Here is a 17,489-nt window from a genome sequence, read left to right as displayed (position 1 = left end):
TGTGAGTGGGTTATGAATACGCACTTGTGATCGCCTCACCGACGCTCTTCCAGTCAGCAAATGTAGAGTCGGCTTTCAGTTCGCTGGCTTTGATCAGCATGTTGGCAGGCAGGCCTGTGTCGATGCTGGCTTGGCGGCAGCGCAGCACCCAGTCCAGGCGCATCATTGAGGTAATGCGTGGAGGTCTCAATTTGTCGCAGAAGACGTCGATTTCACTGGCATTCCAACCTAAAAGTTGAGCGAGACGCTCGTTCGTTTCTTCACTGGTGTTTTGCGTAGCGCCGTTGGGCAAGGTATTGGCGTGTTCGAAGTAGTCGAGCAGTTGCTCTTCCGTCAGGCCGCAGTGGTGTAGGCAATGTTTGAACTGCTGCATGAGGTAGAGGTTGTACGGGGTGAGTTCAAGTAATGAAGACATCTTGTACTTGCTCGCGAGCCAGTGCGGATTGATCAGGAACTGGTGAAGTGCTTGTGGGCTGAGGGGCAGTTGCAGAATATCGGCGGCGTGAGGTAACCGCAGTATCAGATAACTGAGCGTTTGCAGCGGCGAAGCAGCGGGGGCATATAAACGCAGGAAATGGTGGTCATTGTCGTATTTTTGATAGCCGTTGGTATTGCTTGGTTCATGGAGGACGGCTTGGGTGATTTCTTTAAGGCGTAGATATAAAGCCCACAACTCATCACGCACCTTGCTCAGCAGTGTGTTGAGTGTAGGTTTCGCTTGGTTGATCAAATGTGTCGTACGTACAGGCATAGTGCTGATTTCAACGGAGGAGAGCACTTGATCGAGCGCCATCTCGATGCTGTTATTGGGACGCATCCGTTGCAGCGCCGCATAGGCCAAGGATTCCCAGTCAACGGCGGGTAAACGAACTGTTTCGTCATCGGGTTGCTGAGGAAGATCAAGCCGGTGCAACGCTTCGGAAAGAGACGCTTGGTCATAGCTGGCGAACTCCTTCAATAGCTGATTGATGATCGGGTCCTGGACCTGGCGATCCAGCAATAGCTGGCGTCTGAGCAGCGCCAGGCTGCTGCCGTTTTCTTTAAACCAACGGCTGGCCCACTCCAGGTGCATGAGTATGTCGAGGAAGTCAGTCGTGCCCTTCGGTTTGTTGCGTAGCGTTGGGTTGCGCAGCTGCATGAGAAAGTTCGCATTCCCGAGCATTTGCACCAACTGTCGGCATTCCACGACCGATAACCCGAACAGGCGAGCGACTCTCGCTTGCCGATAGATCTCGCTGACCGTCTCGATCGTGCGGGTTGCAGGTTTGTTGGGGTTGATCAGTAGTTGAAGCGAATCCTGGGTGTCTTGCAGGCCCAACCCCGCGCAGAGCTGTTGCCGGGTGGTACCGTCGAACGTAGCGCTGTCCAGATACAGGGGAGGCAGGGCGGAACCCGTGCGATTGAACACCTGGTCGAACAATGACACGCGGTCACCTGAGGCATGGACGGGTAACTGATGAAGCAGGGCGGCAAATTCTTCGGCTTGCAACGTGTAGCGTTTGCTCAAATAGCAAAAGACCCCCAGCGACCGGAGGGTGTTATGGGTGATCAGCAGCGTGCTGTTGCGATGGCCTTCACAGCGCATGGCGCTGACTATCAGGGTGTCCAATTGCGCGAAAGGCAGGCCGAGCCAGCGCTGTAGACGAATCATGCGTTGCAGCCTGTCGAAGCGCTCAAGGCTAACGTGGGTCAGCTTGGCGTTGTCCAGGCTGATAGCGGGTGTGGTCGTGCCGTTGATATAGCACGCACCGTAGGTGAGGCCGGGGTTTTGCTTGCAGTTAGGCGATTGGCGTGGTGACTGAGTCTGTTGTGCAAGCAGCGCCTGAAGTTGGTCGGCATCCAGTTGTGTATGGTTCAGAAAGTCAGTGAGTTTCTCTGGTCCTGTCTGATCTATCGTCCAGTTGTAAAACTGGAGATGGAACTTTTTCACCTTTTCCTCTTTTTCCACCTCTGTTTCGGTAACCCATTTAGCTTTCAGCATTGTCTGTTGTTGAGGGCTCAACCCCGATAACTGACACTGGACTTCGTTGTTCTGTTCGCCGACCTGCCCGTAAGTGCTGGTTTCTCCCGCCAGAGGCAATTGGCGACTGATGCGATAGTTCAACTCACCCAACGCCGGCTTGTCGCCCGACAGGCCCTGTTGGCATTGCTGATGGTGCAAATGATAGGGCAGAGAAAACGGATACCAGGTTTCACTCAGCACCTTATAGGTATCTTCTTCTTTGGCCGGCGCGATATTTTTGAGCAAGATCTGGTTGACGATCGACAACATGGGAACCTGGCCCGAAACGCTATGTTGGTTGATCACCTGGTCTTTGAGTTCCGGGCGTCGCTGCGACAGCTTGAGCGCGTTTGCGTCCTTGGTGTTTTCTTCCAGCTGCTGGGCGAACAAATAGAGCGCCCGCAGGTAGGCAGTCGGTGAGTCAACCGCTGCAATCGACGAACTGGAGCAGAACTGGTCCCACTTTTCCTTGAACAAGGCCTGGTAGGTTGCGCTGGTCTCGGGGGGGAGACTGCGTTTATTGCGCGGTGAAGAAGGGGGGGACGAGACTTGCTGTTCGCGAAATAGCGTTTCCAGTTGCGCGGCGACGCTCTGGGCCTTGAGGTACACCGTGTGTGCATCGTCATCGTTGTACGTTGCCAGTTGCTCGGCAAAGGCTCTTTCGGACAATCGTACGATGTCCAATACCGAGGTGAGGTTGAGGCGCTGCAGGGCGGTCTTGAAATCGTCCCGACCGGGGGCGGGAGGACGTGAGTGATCAATCAGCTTGGCGAGCAAGGGGCTGCTGTCGGTTTGCATATTCATACGTTCCTTCACGCCCGCCGAGGGTGCCGGCGGGCAATGAAAAACGCTATCACGCAGGTTAACGGGGCCAGGTATAGGTATTTACAGGCGTCGTCGGCGCACGCCGGTTGAGGTGTCTATACACCGATACCACCTCTGTGCAAGACATGAGCCCTAGGCTTTTCTGACCATTGTGCAACTCAGGCCATGTGATCATGTCTGCTTCACTTCATCGAAATACGCCCTCGCTTGTAGCATTCGACCCCCGTGGGTTGACGGTCCGCAGTGTCGCTTATCTGCGCGCTACCCCCCAGGCTGCGCCGACGGCCCGTGTCAGGCGTCAAGTCTATGGGGCCAGCGGCCTGATGCTTGAGCAGTGGGACTCTCGCCTGCATACCCTTAAATCACGTGAACCATTGATCGAGGCGAATCAGGTGTCGGTGTACAGCCTGTCCGGGACGCTGATCCGCAACCACGATGTGGACGCCGGCATGCGGCTGATGCTGGCAGCGCCATCCGGGCAACTGTTGCAGGTCTGGGATGGTAGGGGGGCCTATCAGCGCCACGACTACGATGACTTGCAACGTCCGGTGGCGGTGTTCGAACAGGCTGCCGACGAAGAGCGACCCCGGTGTGTCGAACGCCTGGTATATGCCGCCCCAACGTCTGAGCACCGCGCGCTTAACCGCGGTGGCCGTCTGGTGTGCCATGCCGACCCGGCTGGCACCCAAGTGTTCGAAGCGTATGGGATGAGCGGGCAAGTGCTTCGGCAGACGCGGCGATTTCGCGAGGCGCCGGGCGATGTTGACTGGCCGCTTGCTCAGGCCGATCAGGACGCGCAGTTGGACGGCGAGCGTTACACCACACGCTGGATATTTGATGCCCTCGGCGGCACGTTGGAACAGGTCGACGCCAAGGGTAATGGTCGGCAGTTTGCCTATGGGTTGGACGGACAGACGAAACATATTCACCTCGCCTTGAAAAGTGGCGCACGCAAAACCGTGATAGATCGCTACGTCTATAATGCCGCCGGTCAGGTGGAGACGGCCCGGTTGGGCAATGGCGTGAGCAGTCTGGCCGCCTATCGGCCCGAGGATGGCCGTATGAACCGGTTGATGGCGTACCGCCAGAATGAGCCGGCGGCGCCATTACAGGATTTGCGCTACGACTATGATCCCGTGGGAAATGTTTCGAAGCTGCGGGATCAGGCGCAACCGGCCCAATGGAGCCACAACACGCAAGTGAATGCCGCCTATTGCTATCAATACGACTCGCTGTACCAACTGACCCAGGCGACAGGCCGGGAAAGTACCGTCGCCGCCATCACCCCAGCACTGCCTGCGCGTATTTCGTTCGGTTCGATCGATGCCGGTTTATGTCGCAACTACACCCAGCATTATGCTTATGACGAGGGGGGCAACCTGACCCGGTTGCGGCATGTGCCGTCCAGTGGCGTCGGTTACACGCGCGACATGCAGGTCGCCAGTGGCAGTAACCGCGCGTTGTCTAGCGAGCATCCGGTTGGCGCGTTGGCGCAGGGTTTTGACGCCAATGGCAATCAGCAACGGCTGGGGCGTGGTGTAGCGATGGCGTGGAATGTGCGTAATCAGTTGTCCAGGGTCACGTCAGTTGTGCGCGACGGAGCTGACTCGGATGAGGAAGCTTATGTGTATGCAGGCGACGGCCAGCGTGTGCTCAAGCTCACTCACCAGCAGGTTGCCGGCAGTCGACAAACGGCGCGTGTCTATTACCTGCCAGGCCTGGAAATTCGCCAGTGGCCATTGCGTCGATTGAATGTGTTGCGCCTTGACGTAGCGCGCTGCGCGGTGGAGGTCTTGCAATGGGAGCTGGGACTTGATGAGGGGGCTGACGATGAAGCCCTGCGTTTCTGCCTGACCGATCAGCAGTCGAGCCATGGGTTGGAGTTGGGCGAAGAGGCCGAGTTATTGAGTCAGGAGAGTTATTTCCCGTATGGGGGGACAGCGTGGTGGGCATCGCGCAACGCGGTGGAGGGCAGTTACAAAACCCGTCGATATTCAGGCAAGGAGCGTGACGGCAGCGGTTTGTATTACTACGGTTTCCGCTATTACGCCCCATGGTTGCAGCGCTGGATAAGCCCCGACCCCGTTGGGGAAGGGACGCAGCTGAATCCTTATCTCATGGCGTTCAACAACCCGGTCACGTTCGTTGATTCAATGGGGTTGCAGCCTACCGACATGGAAAATCCTCAGATACAGGACGAGATCATACTCATCCTGGTTCTGGCCTTGCTGGGCCTGGGGGCGGGAGCGTTGCTGGGTGATGCGAGGGTGGGGGCTGCCGTGGGGGGGCTGGTGGGAGGCCTGCTGGTTGGTACCGCCCGCTTCATTACCTATCAAAGCATGCAGCCGCAGGCCCTGGCCAGCGCAGCGCAACAACAGGAAGAAAATTTCGCCAGGGCCGTTTCGGAGACGGCGATTGCTGCGGCGGAGGATGCGGGGCTGAGTCACGAAGAAACGGAGCGGCTGGTGAATTTTGCCTACGCGCGCCGTCATGCTGAAAAAGGCATTACCCTTATGGTCCATCGGCGTCAGGGGACCCTCCGTGGCTACGTGGGGCCTGTGGACGAGGCGGAAGACCTCGAACGCGTACTGGGGGGGAATCGTAACCCTATGCCGGAGTTGAAACGCATGGGCTATGGCGTGATAGTGCTGCGAAGTCCAGCACGTGAGTCCGCTGCCGCGAGCGGTCAGCAGGCGGGGCCAAGCGCGTTCGAGGTTGGGGTGACGACACCGGTGGCTGGTTCAAGTCGCGCACGCGGTGGTCGGCAAGCACAGGCGCAGGTGCCGTTGGTGGCGCCGGCGGCAGCGAGAGCCGCTACCCCGCAGATGGAGTTCGATACCGCGAGGCTTGTAGATACCCAACTATCGGGCCGCGAGCGCCGCAGTATTGCCCTTACCCTCAGCCACTTGCGTGAAGGGCGTTTTGGCGCGGTTCATTGGCATGCTCACAGAGACCAACTATGGTCCGCTGATTTGCACGGCTACGCCGCTGCTCGTGGACGCGGTGCCTATCGTTTGATGTTCAGCCATCTCGGCGGCCAGCGGTACCGAGTGGAAGGGGTACGTAACCCACATCGCTGAGGACATATCAGAGGCTGCGTGCCGATGCGATGGCGCCGCACTTTTGTTAGAATGCGCGCCGCGTCGCCTGACCGACGCCTTTTTGCATCCGGTTCACCCCTTACGAGGGTAGCCACCTGGAGAGAACACCCATGACTCAACCGATTGTTGTGGCGGCACTGTATAAGTTCGTCACCCTCGAAGATTACGTCGCCCTGCGCGAGCCACTGCTGCAGGCGATGGTCGACAACGGCATCAAAGGCACCTTGCTGATCGCCGAAGAAGGCATCAACGGCACCGTTTCCGGCAGCCGCGAAGGTATCGATGGCCTGATGGCCTGGCTGAAAAAAGACCCGCGCATGGTCGACATCGACCACAAGGAATCCTACTGCGACGACCAGCCGTTCTACCGAACCAAGGTCAAACTCAAGAAAGAGATCGTGACCCTGGGCGTCGAAGGTGTTGACCCGAACAAAAAAGTCGGCACCTACGTCAACCCGCAAGACTGGAACGCACTGATCAGCGATCCTGAAGTGCTGTTGATCGACACCCGTAACGATTATGAGGTGTCAATCGGTACCTTTGAGGGCGCAATCGACCCAAAGACCACCAGTTTTCGCGAATTTCCCGACTATATCAAAGCCAACTTCGACCCGGCCAAGCACAAGAAAGTCGCCATGTTCTGCACCGGCGGCATTCGCTGCGAGAAGGCGTCGAGCTATATGCTCAGCGAAGGCTTTGATGAGGTTTATCACCTCAAGGGCGGGATCCTGAAGTACCTCGAAGAGGTGCCCCAGGAGGAAACCAAATGGCAGGGCGACTGCTTTGTGTTCGACAATCGCGTGACCGTGCGCCACGACTTGAGCGAAGGCGACTACGATCAATGTCATGCCTGCCGCACACCAGTGAGCGTAGAAGATCGCGCCTCTGAGCATTATGTGGCTGGCATCAGTTGCCCCCATTGCTGGGATAAGCTGCCGGAGAAGACCCGTCGCAGCGCGATCGACCGGCAGAAGCAGATCGAGCTGGCCAAGACCCGCAATATGCCGCACCCGATTGGTTTCAACTACAAGCAAACTCCTTCCGAGGCCTGAGCCATGTCTGCGCGCCTGCTCTATGTAATGGATCCGATGTGTTCCTGGTGCTGGGGCTTCGCCCCGGTCGCGCAGGCGCTGGTAGAGCAGGCCCAGGCGGCCGGCGTGGACGTGCACCTGGTGGTGGGCGGCTTGCGTACCGGTAGCGGTGCAGCGCTGGAGCCGACCACCCGGCGCTACATTCTTGAGCACTGGCAAGCGGTGACCGAGGCCACCGGCCAGCCATTCAAGCGTGAGGGCGCATTGCCTGACGGGTTTGTCTACGACACCGAGCCTGCCTGCCGTGCCATCGTCACCGCGCGCAGCCTGGCGCCGGATTGCGCCTGGAAGCTGCTGGGGCTGATCCAGCGCGCGTTCTATGTCGAGGGACAGGACGTGACCCTCGCCCATGTGCTGGTGGACCTGGCCGAGCAGGCCGGTATTCCGCGTATCGAGTTTGCAGGCGAGTTCGACCGCGCCGAGCAGCATGCCGCCACGGCCGCCGATTTCACCTGGGTGCAGGATCTGGGGATCGCCGGTTTCCCGACGTTGCTCGCAGAGCGCAATGGCCAGTTGGCCTTGCTGACCAATGGTTACCAGCCGCTGTCCGAGCTGTCGCCGTTATTGGGTCGATGGCTGGAGCGAGCTGCCTGTGTATGAGCAACCTCAACGCACTGACCGCCTGACCTGGGCAGAGATTCGCCGTCTGGCGCTGCGTCACAAGAAAGCCCTGTGGATCGCCAATGGCGTGGCCGTGCTGGCGACGCTGTGCAGTGTGCCGATCCCCCTGCTGTTGCCATTGCTGGTGGACGAAGTGCTGCTGGGCCACGGCGATGCCGCGCTCAAGGTGATGAACCACGCGTTGCCCCTGGGGTGGCAGAAAGCCGCCGGCTACATCGGCCTGATGCTATTGGTAACGCTGGCCCTGCGCTGTGGTGCGTTGGTGTTCAACGTGGTGCAGGCGCGGCTGTTTGCGCGTCTGGCCAAGGACATCGTCTATCGCATCCGCGTGCGCCTGATCGAACGCCTCAAGCGGATCTCCCTGGGTGAGTACGAAAGCTTGGGTAGCGGGACGGTCACTACCCACCTGGTCACCGACCTGGACACCCTGGACAAATTCGTCGGCGAAACCCTCAGCCGTTTCCTGGTGGCGATGCTCACCCTGGTCGGCACGTCGGCAATCCTGGTGTGGATGCATTGGCAGCTGGCGCTATTGATCCTGTTGTTCAACCCGCTGGTGATCTACGCCACCGTGCAATTGGGCAAGCGCGTCAAGCATCTGAAGAAGTTGGAGAACGACAGCACCTCGCGCTTTACCCAGGCACTGACCGAAACCCTCGATGCCATCCAGGAAGTGCGCGCCGGCAATCGGCAGGGCTTTTTCCTCGGGCGCCTGGGCCAGCGTGCCCAGGAAGTGCGCGACTATGCGATTCATTCCCAATGGAAAACCGATGCTTCCAGCCGCGCCAGTGGGTTGCTGTTCCAGTTCGGTATCGACATTTTCCGTGCGGCAGCCATGCTTACGGTGCTGTTCTCCGACCTGTCCATCGGCCAGATGCTCGCCGTGTTCAGCTACCTGTGGTTCATGATCGGCCCGGTGGAACAACTGCTGAACCTGCAATACGCCTACTACGCCGCGGGCGGCGCGCTGACGCGGATCAACGAGCTGTTGGCACGCGCCGATGAGCCGCAGTACGCCGGTGGTGCCGATCCGTTTACCGGGCATGAGACTGTCGGTATCGAGGTGCGTGGTCTGGAGTTTGGCTACGGTGAGGACCTGGTGCTCGACCAATTGAACCTGGCGATCGCGCCGGGGGAGAAGGTGGCGATTGTCGGCGCCAGCGGCGGCGGCAAAAGTACCCTGGTGCAGTTGCTGCTGGGGCTCTATACACCACAGGCCGGCAGCATTCGTTTTGGGGGGGCCACCCAGCAGGAGATCGGCCTGGAAACCATTCGTGAAAACGTCGCCGTAGTCCTGCAACACCCGGCGCTGTTCAACGACACCGTGCGCGCCAATTTGACCATGGGCCGCACTCGCTCCGATCAAGCCTGCTGGCAGGCGCTGGAAATCGCCCAGCTGGATGCTACTGTCAGGGCGCTGCCCATGGGCCTGGACAGTGTGGTGGGGCGCTCGGGTGTGCGCTTCTCCGGTGGTCAACGGCAGCGCCTGGCCATCGCCCGCATGGTGCTCGCCGAGCCTAAAGTGGTGATTCTGGACGAAGCCACCTCGGCACTGGATGCGGCGACCGAGTACAACCTGCACCAGGCATTGGCGCGGTTTCTCAGCGGGCGTACTACACTGATCATCGCCCACCGGCTGTCCGCGGTGAAACAGGCTGACCGAGTACTGGTGTTCGATGGCGGGCACATCGCCGAGGATGGTGATCATCAGCAATTGATCGCCGACGGCGGGCTCTACGCCAAACTTTACGGACACCTGCAACAAGTGCGTTGATTTAGCTTAGGCTGTGCTATCGGAAGCGGATTTTCGCGTGCGTATCAAGCTGTGCATGTGTAAGGGACTTCATGAAGCAAAAGCGGACTCTCGGAACGCCACGGTTGTTGGGTATCGTCTGGCCCTTTATTGCCGTTGTCTTGTTCCAGGCATTGTTAGGCTGTGGCAGTCTCTACGTGCTCTCTGCGGTGCGTGGCTATGTGGCTGGCGAAAGCTTGTGGTCCAAGGGCCAGAAGGATGCCATCTATTACCTGACGCTGTATGCCGATAGCCGCGACGACGCCACCTATCTCAAATACCAGCATGCCATTGCCGTACCTCAAGGCGGGCATGAGCTGCGTGTGGCTCTGGATCGGGCCACGCCAAACCTGGCTGCCGCGCGCCTGGGCATCCTCAAGGGTGGCAATCACCCGGACGACGTCCCCAGCCTGATCTGGCTGTACCTCAACTTCCGCCATTTCAGCTACCTGGAAAAAGCCATTGAACTGTGGACGGTGGGCGATGATTACCTTGAGCAACTGGATGAACTGGCCCAGCAGATGCACAGCGCCATCAGCACCGATCAGGTCACCGAGCAGGATGTGCGCGCCTGGAAAGCGCGCATCATTGCCATCAACGAGGGTGTAACGCCGGCCGCCAAGGCGTTCAGTGATGCGCTGGGCGAAGGTTCGCGAATGATCCTGCGCCTGTTGTTGATCACCAACCTGGCCACCGCCCTGGGGCTGATCGTCCTGGCGCTGTTGCGTACCCACAAGTTGCTGGCCCAGCGCCACGCCTTCGCTGACGCGCTGCAGGCGGAGAAGGAGCGGGCGCAGATCACGTTGGAGTCGATTGGTGACGGGGTGATCACCACCGACGTCGACGGCGCCATTGCTTATATGAACCCCGCGGCCGAAGCGCTGACCCACTGGAAGTCCGAACAGGCCCAGGGCTTGCCGTTGGCGGCGTTATTCAAGTTGCTGGATGAAAACGCCGAGCCCGACGGCTTTACCTTGATTGAACACATCATCAAGGGCCAACTCAGTGGCGGCAGCGAGCATTCCAAGCTGATCCAGCGCCTGGACGGCAGCACCGTCTCGGTCACGCTGGTGGGCGCGCCGATCCGCAGTGCCGGCAAGGTCAGCGGTGCGGTGTTGGTGCTGCACGACATGACCCAGGAGCGCCAGTACATCGCCAACCTTTCGTGGCAGGCGACCCATGACGCCTTGACTGGCCTGGCCAATCGCCGCGAATTCGAGTTCCGTCTTGAGCAGGTACTGCAACAGGTGGCACGCCAGCAAAATGGGCGACATGCCTTGATGTTTCTCGATCTCGACCAGTTCAAGCTGGTCAACGACACCTGCGGCCATGCGGCAGGCGACGAACTCCTGCGCCACATCTGCGCGCTGTTGCAATCTGACTTGCGCGAGGGCGATACGTTGGCACGCCTGGGGGGGGACGAGTTCGGCATTCTGCTGGAGAACTGCCCGGCGCCGGTGGCGGAAAAGATCGCCGAGAGCTTGCGCCATACGGTGCAAAGCCTGCATTTTGTGTGGAAAGGCCGACCGTTCATGACCACCGTCAGCATCGGCCTGGTGCATATCTCGCAAACCCCAACCACCCTGGAAACCTCCCTGCGGGCGGCCGACATGGCCTGCTATATGGCCAAGGAAAAAGGGCGCAACCGCATACAGGTCTATCACGCCGATGATTCCGAGTTGTCGCTGCGCTTTGGCGAAATGGCCTGGGTGCAGCGCCTGCACATTGCCCTTGAGGAGGATCGGTTTTGCCTCTACGCGCAGGAAATCTCGCCGTTGGGCCACACCGAAGCCGGCAATGGGCACATCGAAATTCTTCTACGCCTGCATGACGAAGCCGGGCGCATCATTTTGCCCGACAGTTTTATCCCGGCAGCCGAACGATACGGTTTGATGACGTCGCTGGATCGTTGGGTGGTTGAAAACGTATTCAAGATCATTGCTCGATGCATGACTGAACGTCCGGGCCGTCCTATGGCCATGTGTGCGATTAATCTGTCAGGAATAACTATCGGTGATGACGATTTTCTAGGTTTTTTACGTGAGAAATTCGGTGCTTACAGCATTCCACCAGAAATGATTTGTTTTGAAATAACTGAAACCAGCGCTATAGCCAATTTGGGTAGTGCCATTCGATTTATTAATGAACTCAAAGCGTTAGGTTGCCATTTCTCACTCGACGACTTTTGCGCCGGAATGTCCTCATTCGCATATTTGAAACATTTACCTGTAGACTTCCTGAAGATCGATGGAAGTTTCGTAAAGGATATGCTGGACGACCCGATTAACCGCGCCATGGTCGAAGTGATCAACCACATCGGCCACGTCATGGGTAAGCGCACAATTGCCGAATTTGTTGAAACACCCCAGATCGAACAAGCGTTGCTTGAGATCGGTGTGGATTACGCTCAGGGCTACCTGATTGAACGCCCGCAATTGTTTACCTTTGATAGCTTGCAGTGTCGACCCGTGCGGCCTCAGCCCTTGGTGTTCAAGGCGCCCGGCACATTCCGCTGAAACATTTGCTGGTCTGTAAAATCACACTTAAAAAGGAGCCCTACAGTGATCGACACATTCAACAGAACCGGGCCGCTTATGGAAGCCTCTAGTTACCCAGCCTGGGCGCAGCAATTGATCCAGGCCTGTAGCGAGAGCAAGCGTCGGGTTGTCGAGCACGAACTGTATCAGCGTATGCGCGACAACGCCCTCAGCGCCAAGACCATGCGCCACTACCTCATTGGTGGTTGGCCGGTGGTGGAACAGTTTGCTTTGTACATGGCGCAAAACCTGACCAAGACCAAGTTCGCCCGCCACCCGGGTGAGGATATGGCGCGACGTTGGCTGATGCGCAACATTCGCGTGGAACTCAACCATGCTGATTATTGGGTGAATTGGGCGCGTGCCCATGGTGTCAGCCTTGAAGAGCTGCAAGCCCAGGACGTGCCGCCGGAATTGCATGCACTGAGCCATTGGTGCTGGCACACCAGCTCGGCGGATTCGTTGATCGTCGCGATTGCCGCCACCAACTATGCGATCGAGGGTGCGACAGGGGAGTGGTCTGCCGTGGTCTGCTCTACCGGTGTGTATGCCGACGCCTTCCCCGAGGAAGATCGCAAGCGGGCGATGAAGTGGCTGAAGATGCACGCCCAGTACGACGACGCCCACCCGTGGGAAGCCCTGGAAATCATCTGCACCCTGGCCGGGAACAACCCTGGCAAGGCCCTGCAGGAAGAGTTGCGCCAGGCAGTATGCAAAAGCTACGACTACATGTACCTGTTCCTGGAAAGCTGCATGCGCCTGGAGAACGTAGAGAAAGACAAAGAGAAGGCGCCAGCCATTCGCGAGCGCCCGGTGCGCGTTGCCAGCGAGGCGTGATGTAAACGTGATGGCGGGGACTTACCCCGCCATCGCCAAGCGGTTGCGGCCTTCGCGCTTGGCCACGTACAGCGCGTTGTCTGCCCGACGCAGCAGGCTTTCAGCCGATTCGGCCGCCAGCAGCGTCGAGCAACCCAGGCTCACCGTCAATTCGACCCGCGTGCCTTCCACCCAATAGTCCTGGGCTTGTGCCGCCTGGCGCAAACGCTCACCGACCATCTTCGCTGCATCGCGTCCGGTGTTGGACAGCAGGATCAGAAACTCTTCCCCGCCAAACCGAAATACCATGTCGACGTTACGCAACTGGTGTTTGATCGCCCCCGCCACGGTGCGCAGCACGCTATCGCCGGCGGCGTGACCATGGGTGTCATTGATTCTCTTGAAGTGGTCGATGTCCAGCATCAGCACGGATAAGGGGTGCAGATGCCGCCTGGCCATGTCGATTTCCCGTTGCAGCGTCTGATCCATGGCCACGCGGTTACCGGTTTCGGTCAGCGAATCGCGCAGGGCGCTGCGGGTGGCTGCACGGTAGAGCAGGGCGTTACGCATCGGATACAGCAACGTCACCAGCAGGGATTCGAGCTGGCTCAGTTCCTCGTCGATCAACCGTTGGTTGCGGCGAAACACCAGTTCCCCAAGGTGCTCGCCTTCGTGGCTCAAGGTGTAGCTCACCGAATGGTGGCCACGATGACCGAACTCGAGGCGCAGGTCGCTGGCGGCATGGCGATACTGCAACGCATCCAGCGGCACCAGGCGTTGTATTTCGCGAAAGAACAGGCCGAGGATGCGCTCCGGCTCCAGGCTGGTTTGCAACTGTTGGCTCAGTTGCTGGCACAGTTCGCTCAGGGTTGCGGGGCGGCGTGGACGCAGGGAAGGTTGACCAAATCCCAGGCGCTGCAATTTGGCAGTGTCGAAGTCAATCGCGTTGGTCTGGGTGGGTGTTTTCATAAGCGGGTGGCCTCTAAGCACTTGGCTGTCTTACAGGCAAGATGAGGGCGGCAAGTGCCAGGCGTCTTACTGTTCCTTCAGTTCCGTAAAACATGGGAGCAGTTTAAACCGCTTTGCATTGAGTTATAACCCCGGGGCACGTGCCGCACGTCTTGTCATCACTTAACCTGCTTAGGAAGTGTTACAGCGAGATTCGTGCCAAAGCCGTTTTGTTTTAAAAAGTTCTTATAAATCAAAAGACTGTAATTAAAGCAAAAATTATCTTTTAATTAATGGCGCCAGTTATTTGGCTGGTATGGGCCGGCGTTGCAGCCGACCCGTTCAACTTTAATGTCACGGTGGTTCGCGTTGTTTGTCGCGAACAAACAACGTCTCAAATAAACCTCACATAAATGACACCGCCTTCATCACGGCTGGACCAGCGTCGTGCGGTCGATCTGCGCGATGGAAGTGACGCCGGTCAGCGTCATGGCCACGCGCATTTCCTTGGCGAAGATATCCAGCACGTTCTCTACCCCACGTTGGCCTTCGGCGGCCAGCGCATAGGTGGTCGCGCGCCCCAGCAGGCACGCCTTCGCACCCAGGGCGAGCATACGCACCACGTCGAGCCCGGAACGAATGCCGGAGTCCACCAGCACGGTCAAGTCATCGCCCACCGCGTCGGCAATCGGCGGCAACGCCTTGGCGGTGGACAGCACGCCGTCGAGTTGGCGGCCGCCATGGTTGGACACCACGATACCGTCGGCACCGAAGCTCACCGCATCCCTGGCATCCTGAGGGTCGAGGATGCCCTTGATGATCATCGGGCCTTTCCAGAATTCGCGGATCCACTCCAGGTCTTTCCAACTGATCGACGGGTCGAAGTTGTTGGCAAGCCAGCCAATGTAGTCCTCCAGATGGGTGGGTTTGCCCAGGTACTTGGAGATATTGCCCAAGTCGTGGGGGCGGCCCATCAAGCCCACATCGAATGCCCATTGCGGCTTGGTGACCGCCTGCAACATGCGCCGCTGCGCCGCGTACGGCCCGGACATGCCCGAGTGCGCATCGCGATAGCGTGCGCCGGGTGTGGGCATATCCACGGTGAACACCAGCGTGGTCACGCCGGCCGCCTGAGCTCGCTCCAGCGCATTGCGCATAAAGCCGCGATCCTTGAGCACATAGAGCTGGAACCAGATCGACTGCGGGCTCTGCGAGGCCACTTCCTCAATTGAACACACCGACACCGTCGACAGGCAGAAGGGGATGTTTTTGTTGGCAGCTGCCTTGGCCGCTTGCACTTCACCGCGCCGCGCATACATGCCGGTCAGGCCGACCGGGCTAAGAATGACCGGCATCGCCAGTTCCGTGCCGAACAAGTTGGTGCTCAGGCTCAGGCTGTCGACATTGCGCAGGATGCGTTGGCGCAGGCTGATCTCGGCCAGGTCCGAACTGTTGGCGCGCAACGTGTGCTCGGCGTAGGCGCCGCCGTCGATGTAGTCGAACAGAAAGCGCGGCAACTTGCGCTTGGCCGCAGCGCGGTAGTCGGAAGCGGACGAGATGATCATCGACGGTGTCTCCACAGGGCAAAGTGCTACACGATAAGCAAAGTTGTGACATGATAAAAACAACTTTTATCACTGCTATCCAGTCGCAAAAGGAATACTGATGAACCTGCGAACATTGCGTGCGTTTGTCGAAGTGGTGCGCCAGGGTGGGTTCTCCCAGGCGGCCGAGGTGGTAGCGTTGACCCAGTCTACCGTCAGCAAGGCGATCAAGACGTTGGAAGACGAGCTGGGTACGCCGTTGCTCAACCGCCTCGGCCACAAGAACGAGCTGACCGCCGCCGGTGAAATCGCCTACCGCCGCGCCTTGGTGATACTCGCCGAACGCAACGACCTGATGGCTGAAATCAACGACCTGCGCGGTCTTACACGCGGCGTACTACGCATTGGCCTGCCGCCGGTGGGGTGCGGGGTGCTGTTTGCCGCCATGTTCGCCACGTACCGCAGCCGTTACCCGGACATCGACATTGAACTGACCGAGTACGGCAGTAAAAAACTGCGTGAATGCCTGGAAGCCGGGGAGGTCGATCTGGCCGCACTGCTGTTGCCGGTGGACGAAGGCTTTGACTACCAACCGGTACGCAACGAACCCCTGATCGCAGTACTGCCCATCAGCCATCCACTGGCCCGACGCAAGCGCATCGACTTCACCGACCTGGCGGACTCGCCGTTCATCCTGTTCGAAGCCGGTTTCGCCCTCAACGCCAAGATTCTCAGCGCGTGTGAGCGCAAAGGTGTGACCCCGAAAGTCACCGCCCGTAGCGGGCAGATCGACTTTATCGTCGACCTGGTCACCGCCGGCCTGGGCGTTGCCTTCCTGCCGCGAATGCTGGCGCACAAGCACCAACACGCCGGCATCGCCTTGATCCCCCTGGACGAACCCCACACCGACTGGCACATCGCCCTGGCCTGGCGCGCCAGCGCCCACCTGCCACCGGCGGCACGGGCCTGGCTGGATCTGGCGGCGGAACCGGCGTTTTCAAGCGGTCATGGCGGGTAATTGAAGCGAATGTAACGCAAAGCTTGACTTCTTCTTTTTAATCAGTAACATACGGCGCATTCCGCGATAGCTCAGTTGGTAGAGCAAATGACTGTTAATCATTGGGTCCCTGGTTCGAGTCCAGGTCGTGGAGCCAGATAGAGAAAAGCCTGTAGAGATACAGGCTTTTTTTTGCTTGGGATTTGACCCAGCAAACCAAACGCTTAGCGCGCTTAGCATGACGCCATCTCTAATCCTTCGATTCAGAGGTAAGGCCAATGAAAGTCGCAGCAGTCGTTTCAACCAAAGGCGGACCGGGGAAAACTACGGTTGGCGCCAATCTAGGCGCGTTCTGCGCCGACGCGGGTCTTCGTACCTTGCTCATCGATCTCGATACCCAGCCGTCATTGTCCTCGTTCTATACGCTAACGCATGAGGCGCCGGGCGGGACCTACCAACTGATCGCCAATAACGAGACGCGTGCCGATCAGGTCATTTCCAAGACCTGCATCCCTAATCTCTCACTGATCCATTCGAATGATCCGTTAAATCAGCTTGGAAGTTTGTTGCTTCATGCTGCTGATGGGCGCTTTCGCCTCAAGAATTTGATACAGGCGTTCGCTCAAGATTTCGATTTGATCCTTGTAGATACCCAGGGTGCACGCTCCATTGTCCTTGAAATGGCGTTGCTAGGCGCTCAGATGGCTATTTCTCCTATCACTCCCGATATGCTGACTGCGAGGGAGTTTCAGCGTGGAATGCTCCAGCTTTATAGAGATGTGGAGCCTCTGGCAGCGCTGGGCGCTACGACACCCTTGCTCAATATCGTGATCAATAAGCTTGATGCTACTAATGACGCAAATCTGATTTATCACACGCTAGCCGAGACCTTTTCTGATCACCCCAAAGTGCGAATGCTTCATACCACAATCCCTGCAGCGGTGAGCTTTCGCCGCGCTGCGACTGAAGGAGTTCCCGCACATCGTCTGGAGTATCGGCTTCCGACTCACCGCCGCTCTCCAACGGCTTTCAAGGTCATCAAAGACCTTTCAATAGAGCTGTTTCCCGAGTGGCGGGCGAAGTTTGATGCGCTGAACGAGGAGCGCCTTAGTCAGGCCTTGTCGCTGCTCTCGAAAAGGGTTGTCTCAAGGAGAGAGGCAGTATGAACTGGTCCAGTGATTTCGGACATTCTTTTCGGTTTTCACGCCGCTAGCT

11 protein-coding genes and 1 tRNA gene are annotated in these 17,489 nt (G+C 58.5%); 9 read left to right on the top strand and 3 right to left on the bottom strand.

What is annotated here, in order from left to right:
- Positions 1-10 precede the first annotated feature (10 nt).
- On the bottom strand, positions 11-2,800 hold the full coding sequence (locus E4P00_RS09195) for a Tc toxin subunit A (RefSeq protein WP_248131242.1): 2,790 nt from the start codon (positions 2,798-2,800) through the stop codon (positions 11-13).
- 200 nt (positions 2,801-3,000) lie between these two features.
- Here E4P00_RS09195 and E4P00_RS09190 point away from each other — a divergent pair, with 200 nt between their 5' ends.
- From E4P00_RS09190 to E4P00_RS09165, 6 genes are all read left to right on the top strand, one after another.
- Complete coding sequence (locus tag E4P00_RS09190) at positions 3,001-5,907, top strand: RHS repeat-associated core domain-containing protein (RefSeq protein WP_248131240.1); 2,907 nt, start codon at positions 3,001-3,003, stop codon at positions 5,905-5,907.
- 131 nt (positions 5,908-6,038) lie between these two features.
- On the top strand, positions 6,039-6,980 hold the full coding sequence (locus E4P00_RS09185; RefSeq protein ID WP_248131238.1) for a rhodanese-related sulfurtransferase: 942 nt from the start codon (positions 6,039-6,041) through the stop codon (positions 6,978-6,980).
- 3 nt (positions 6,981-6,983) lie between these two features.
- Positions 6,984-7,619, top strand: coding sequence for a DsbA family protein (locus tag E4P00_RS09180; RefSeq protein ID WP_078821909.1), 636 nt, complete (start codon positions 6,984-6,986; stop codon positions 7,617-7,619).
- Entirely contained in the window at positions 7,612-9,414 is a 1,803-nt protein-coding gene (locus E4P00_RS09175) for an ABC transporter ATP-binding protein (protein WP_005789883.1), read from the top strand. Before E4P00_RS09180 ends, E4P00_RS09175 begins: the two co-directional genes overlap by 8 nt.
- A 71-nt stretch (positions 9,415-9,485) precedes the next feature.
- Positions 9,486-11,948 (top strand): EAL domain-containing protein, encoded by a 2,463-nt coding sequence (locus E4P00_RS09170; RefSeq protein ID WP_078821907.1) that lies wholly within the window; start codon positions 9,486-9,488, stop codon positions 11,946-11,948.
- Positions 11,949-11,993: 45 nt separating this feature from the next.
- Entirely contained in the window at positions 11,994-12,806 is an 813-nt protein-coding gene (locus tag E4P00_RS09165; protein ID WP_032880165.1) for an iron-containing redox enzyme family protein, read from the top strand.
- 21 nt (positions 12,807-12,827) lie between these two features.
- Here E4P00_RS09165 and E4P00_RS09160 read toward each other — a convergent pair whose 3' ends face one another.
- Both E4P00_RS09160 and lldD read right to left on the bottom strand, forming a co-directional pair.
- Complete coding sequence (locus E4P00_RS09160) at positions 12,828-13,754, bottom strand: GGDEF domain-containing protein (RefSeq protein ID WP_005789880.1); 927 nt, start codon at positions 13,752-13,754, stop codon at positions 12,828-12,830.
- 407 nt (positions 13,755-14,161) lie between these two features.
- Positions 14,162-15,298, bottom strand: a complete 1,137-nt coding sequence (lldD, locus tag E4P00_RS09155; RefSeq protein WP_032880167.1) for an FMN-dependent L-lactate dehydrogenase LldD — start codon at positions 15,296-15,298, stop codon at positions 14,162-14,164.
- A gap of 100 nt (positions 15,299-15,398) precedes the next feature.
- On the opposite strand from lldD, the gene E4P00_RS09150 reads away from it, so the two are divergent.
- From E4P00_RS09150 to E4P00_RS09140, 3 genes are all read left to right on the top strand, one after another.
- Entirely contained in the window at positions 15,399-16,295 is an 897-nt protein-coding gene (locus tag E4P00_RS09150) for a LysR family transcriptional regulator (RefSeq protein ID WP_032880168.1), read from the top strand.
- Positions 16,296-16,355: 60 nt separating this feature from the next.
- Positions 16,356-16,431: transfer RNA gene (locus E4P00_RS09145), tRNA-Asn, on the top strand.
- Positions 16,432-16,552: 121 nt separating this feature from the next.
- Positions 16,553-17,440: a ParA family protein gene (locus E4P00_RS09140; protein WP_248131236.1), complete on the top strand. Its 888-nt coding sequence runs from the start codon at positions 16,553-16,555 to the stop codon at positions 17,438-17,440.
- Positions 17,441-17,489: the final 49 nt, after the last annotated feature.

The organism is Pseudomonas sp. B329, from assembly GCF_023127835.1.
Taxonomy (GTDB): domain Bacteria; phylum Pseudomonadota; class Gammaproteobacteria; order Pseudomonadales; family Pseudomonadaceae; genus Aquipseudomonas; species Aquipseudomonas synxantha_A.
The sequence above is the reverse complement of the archived record's forward strand: the minus strand, read 5'-3'. Positions and strand labels throughout refer to the sequence as shown.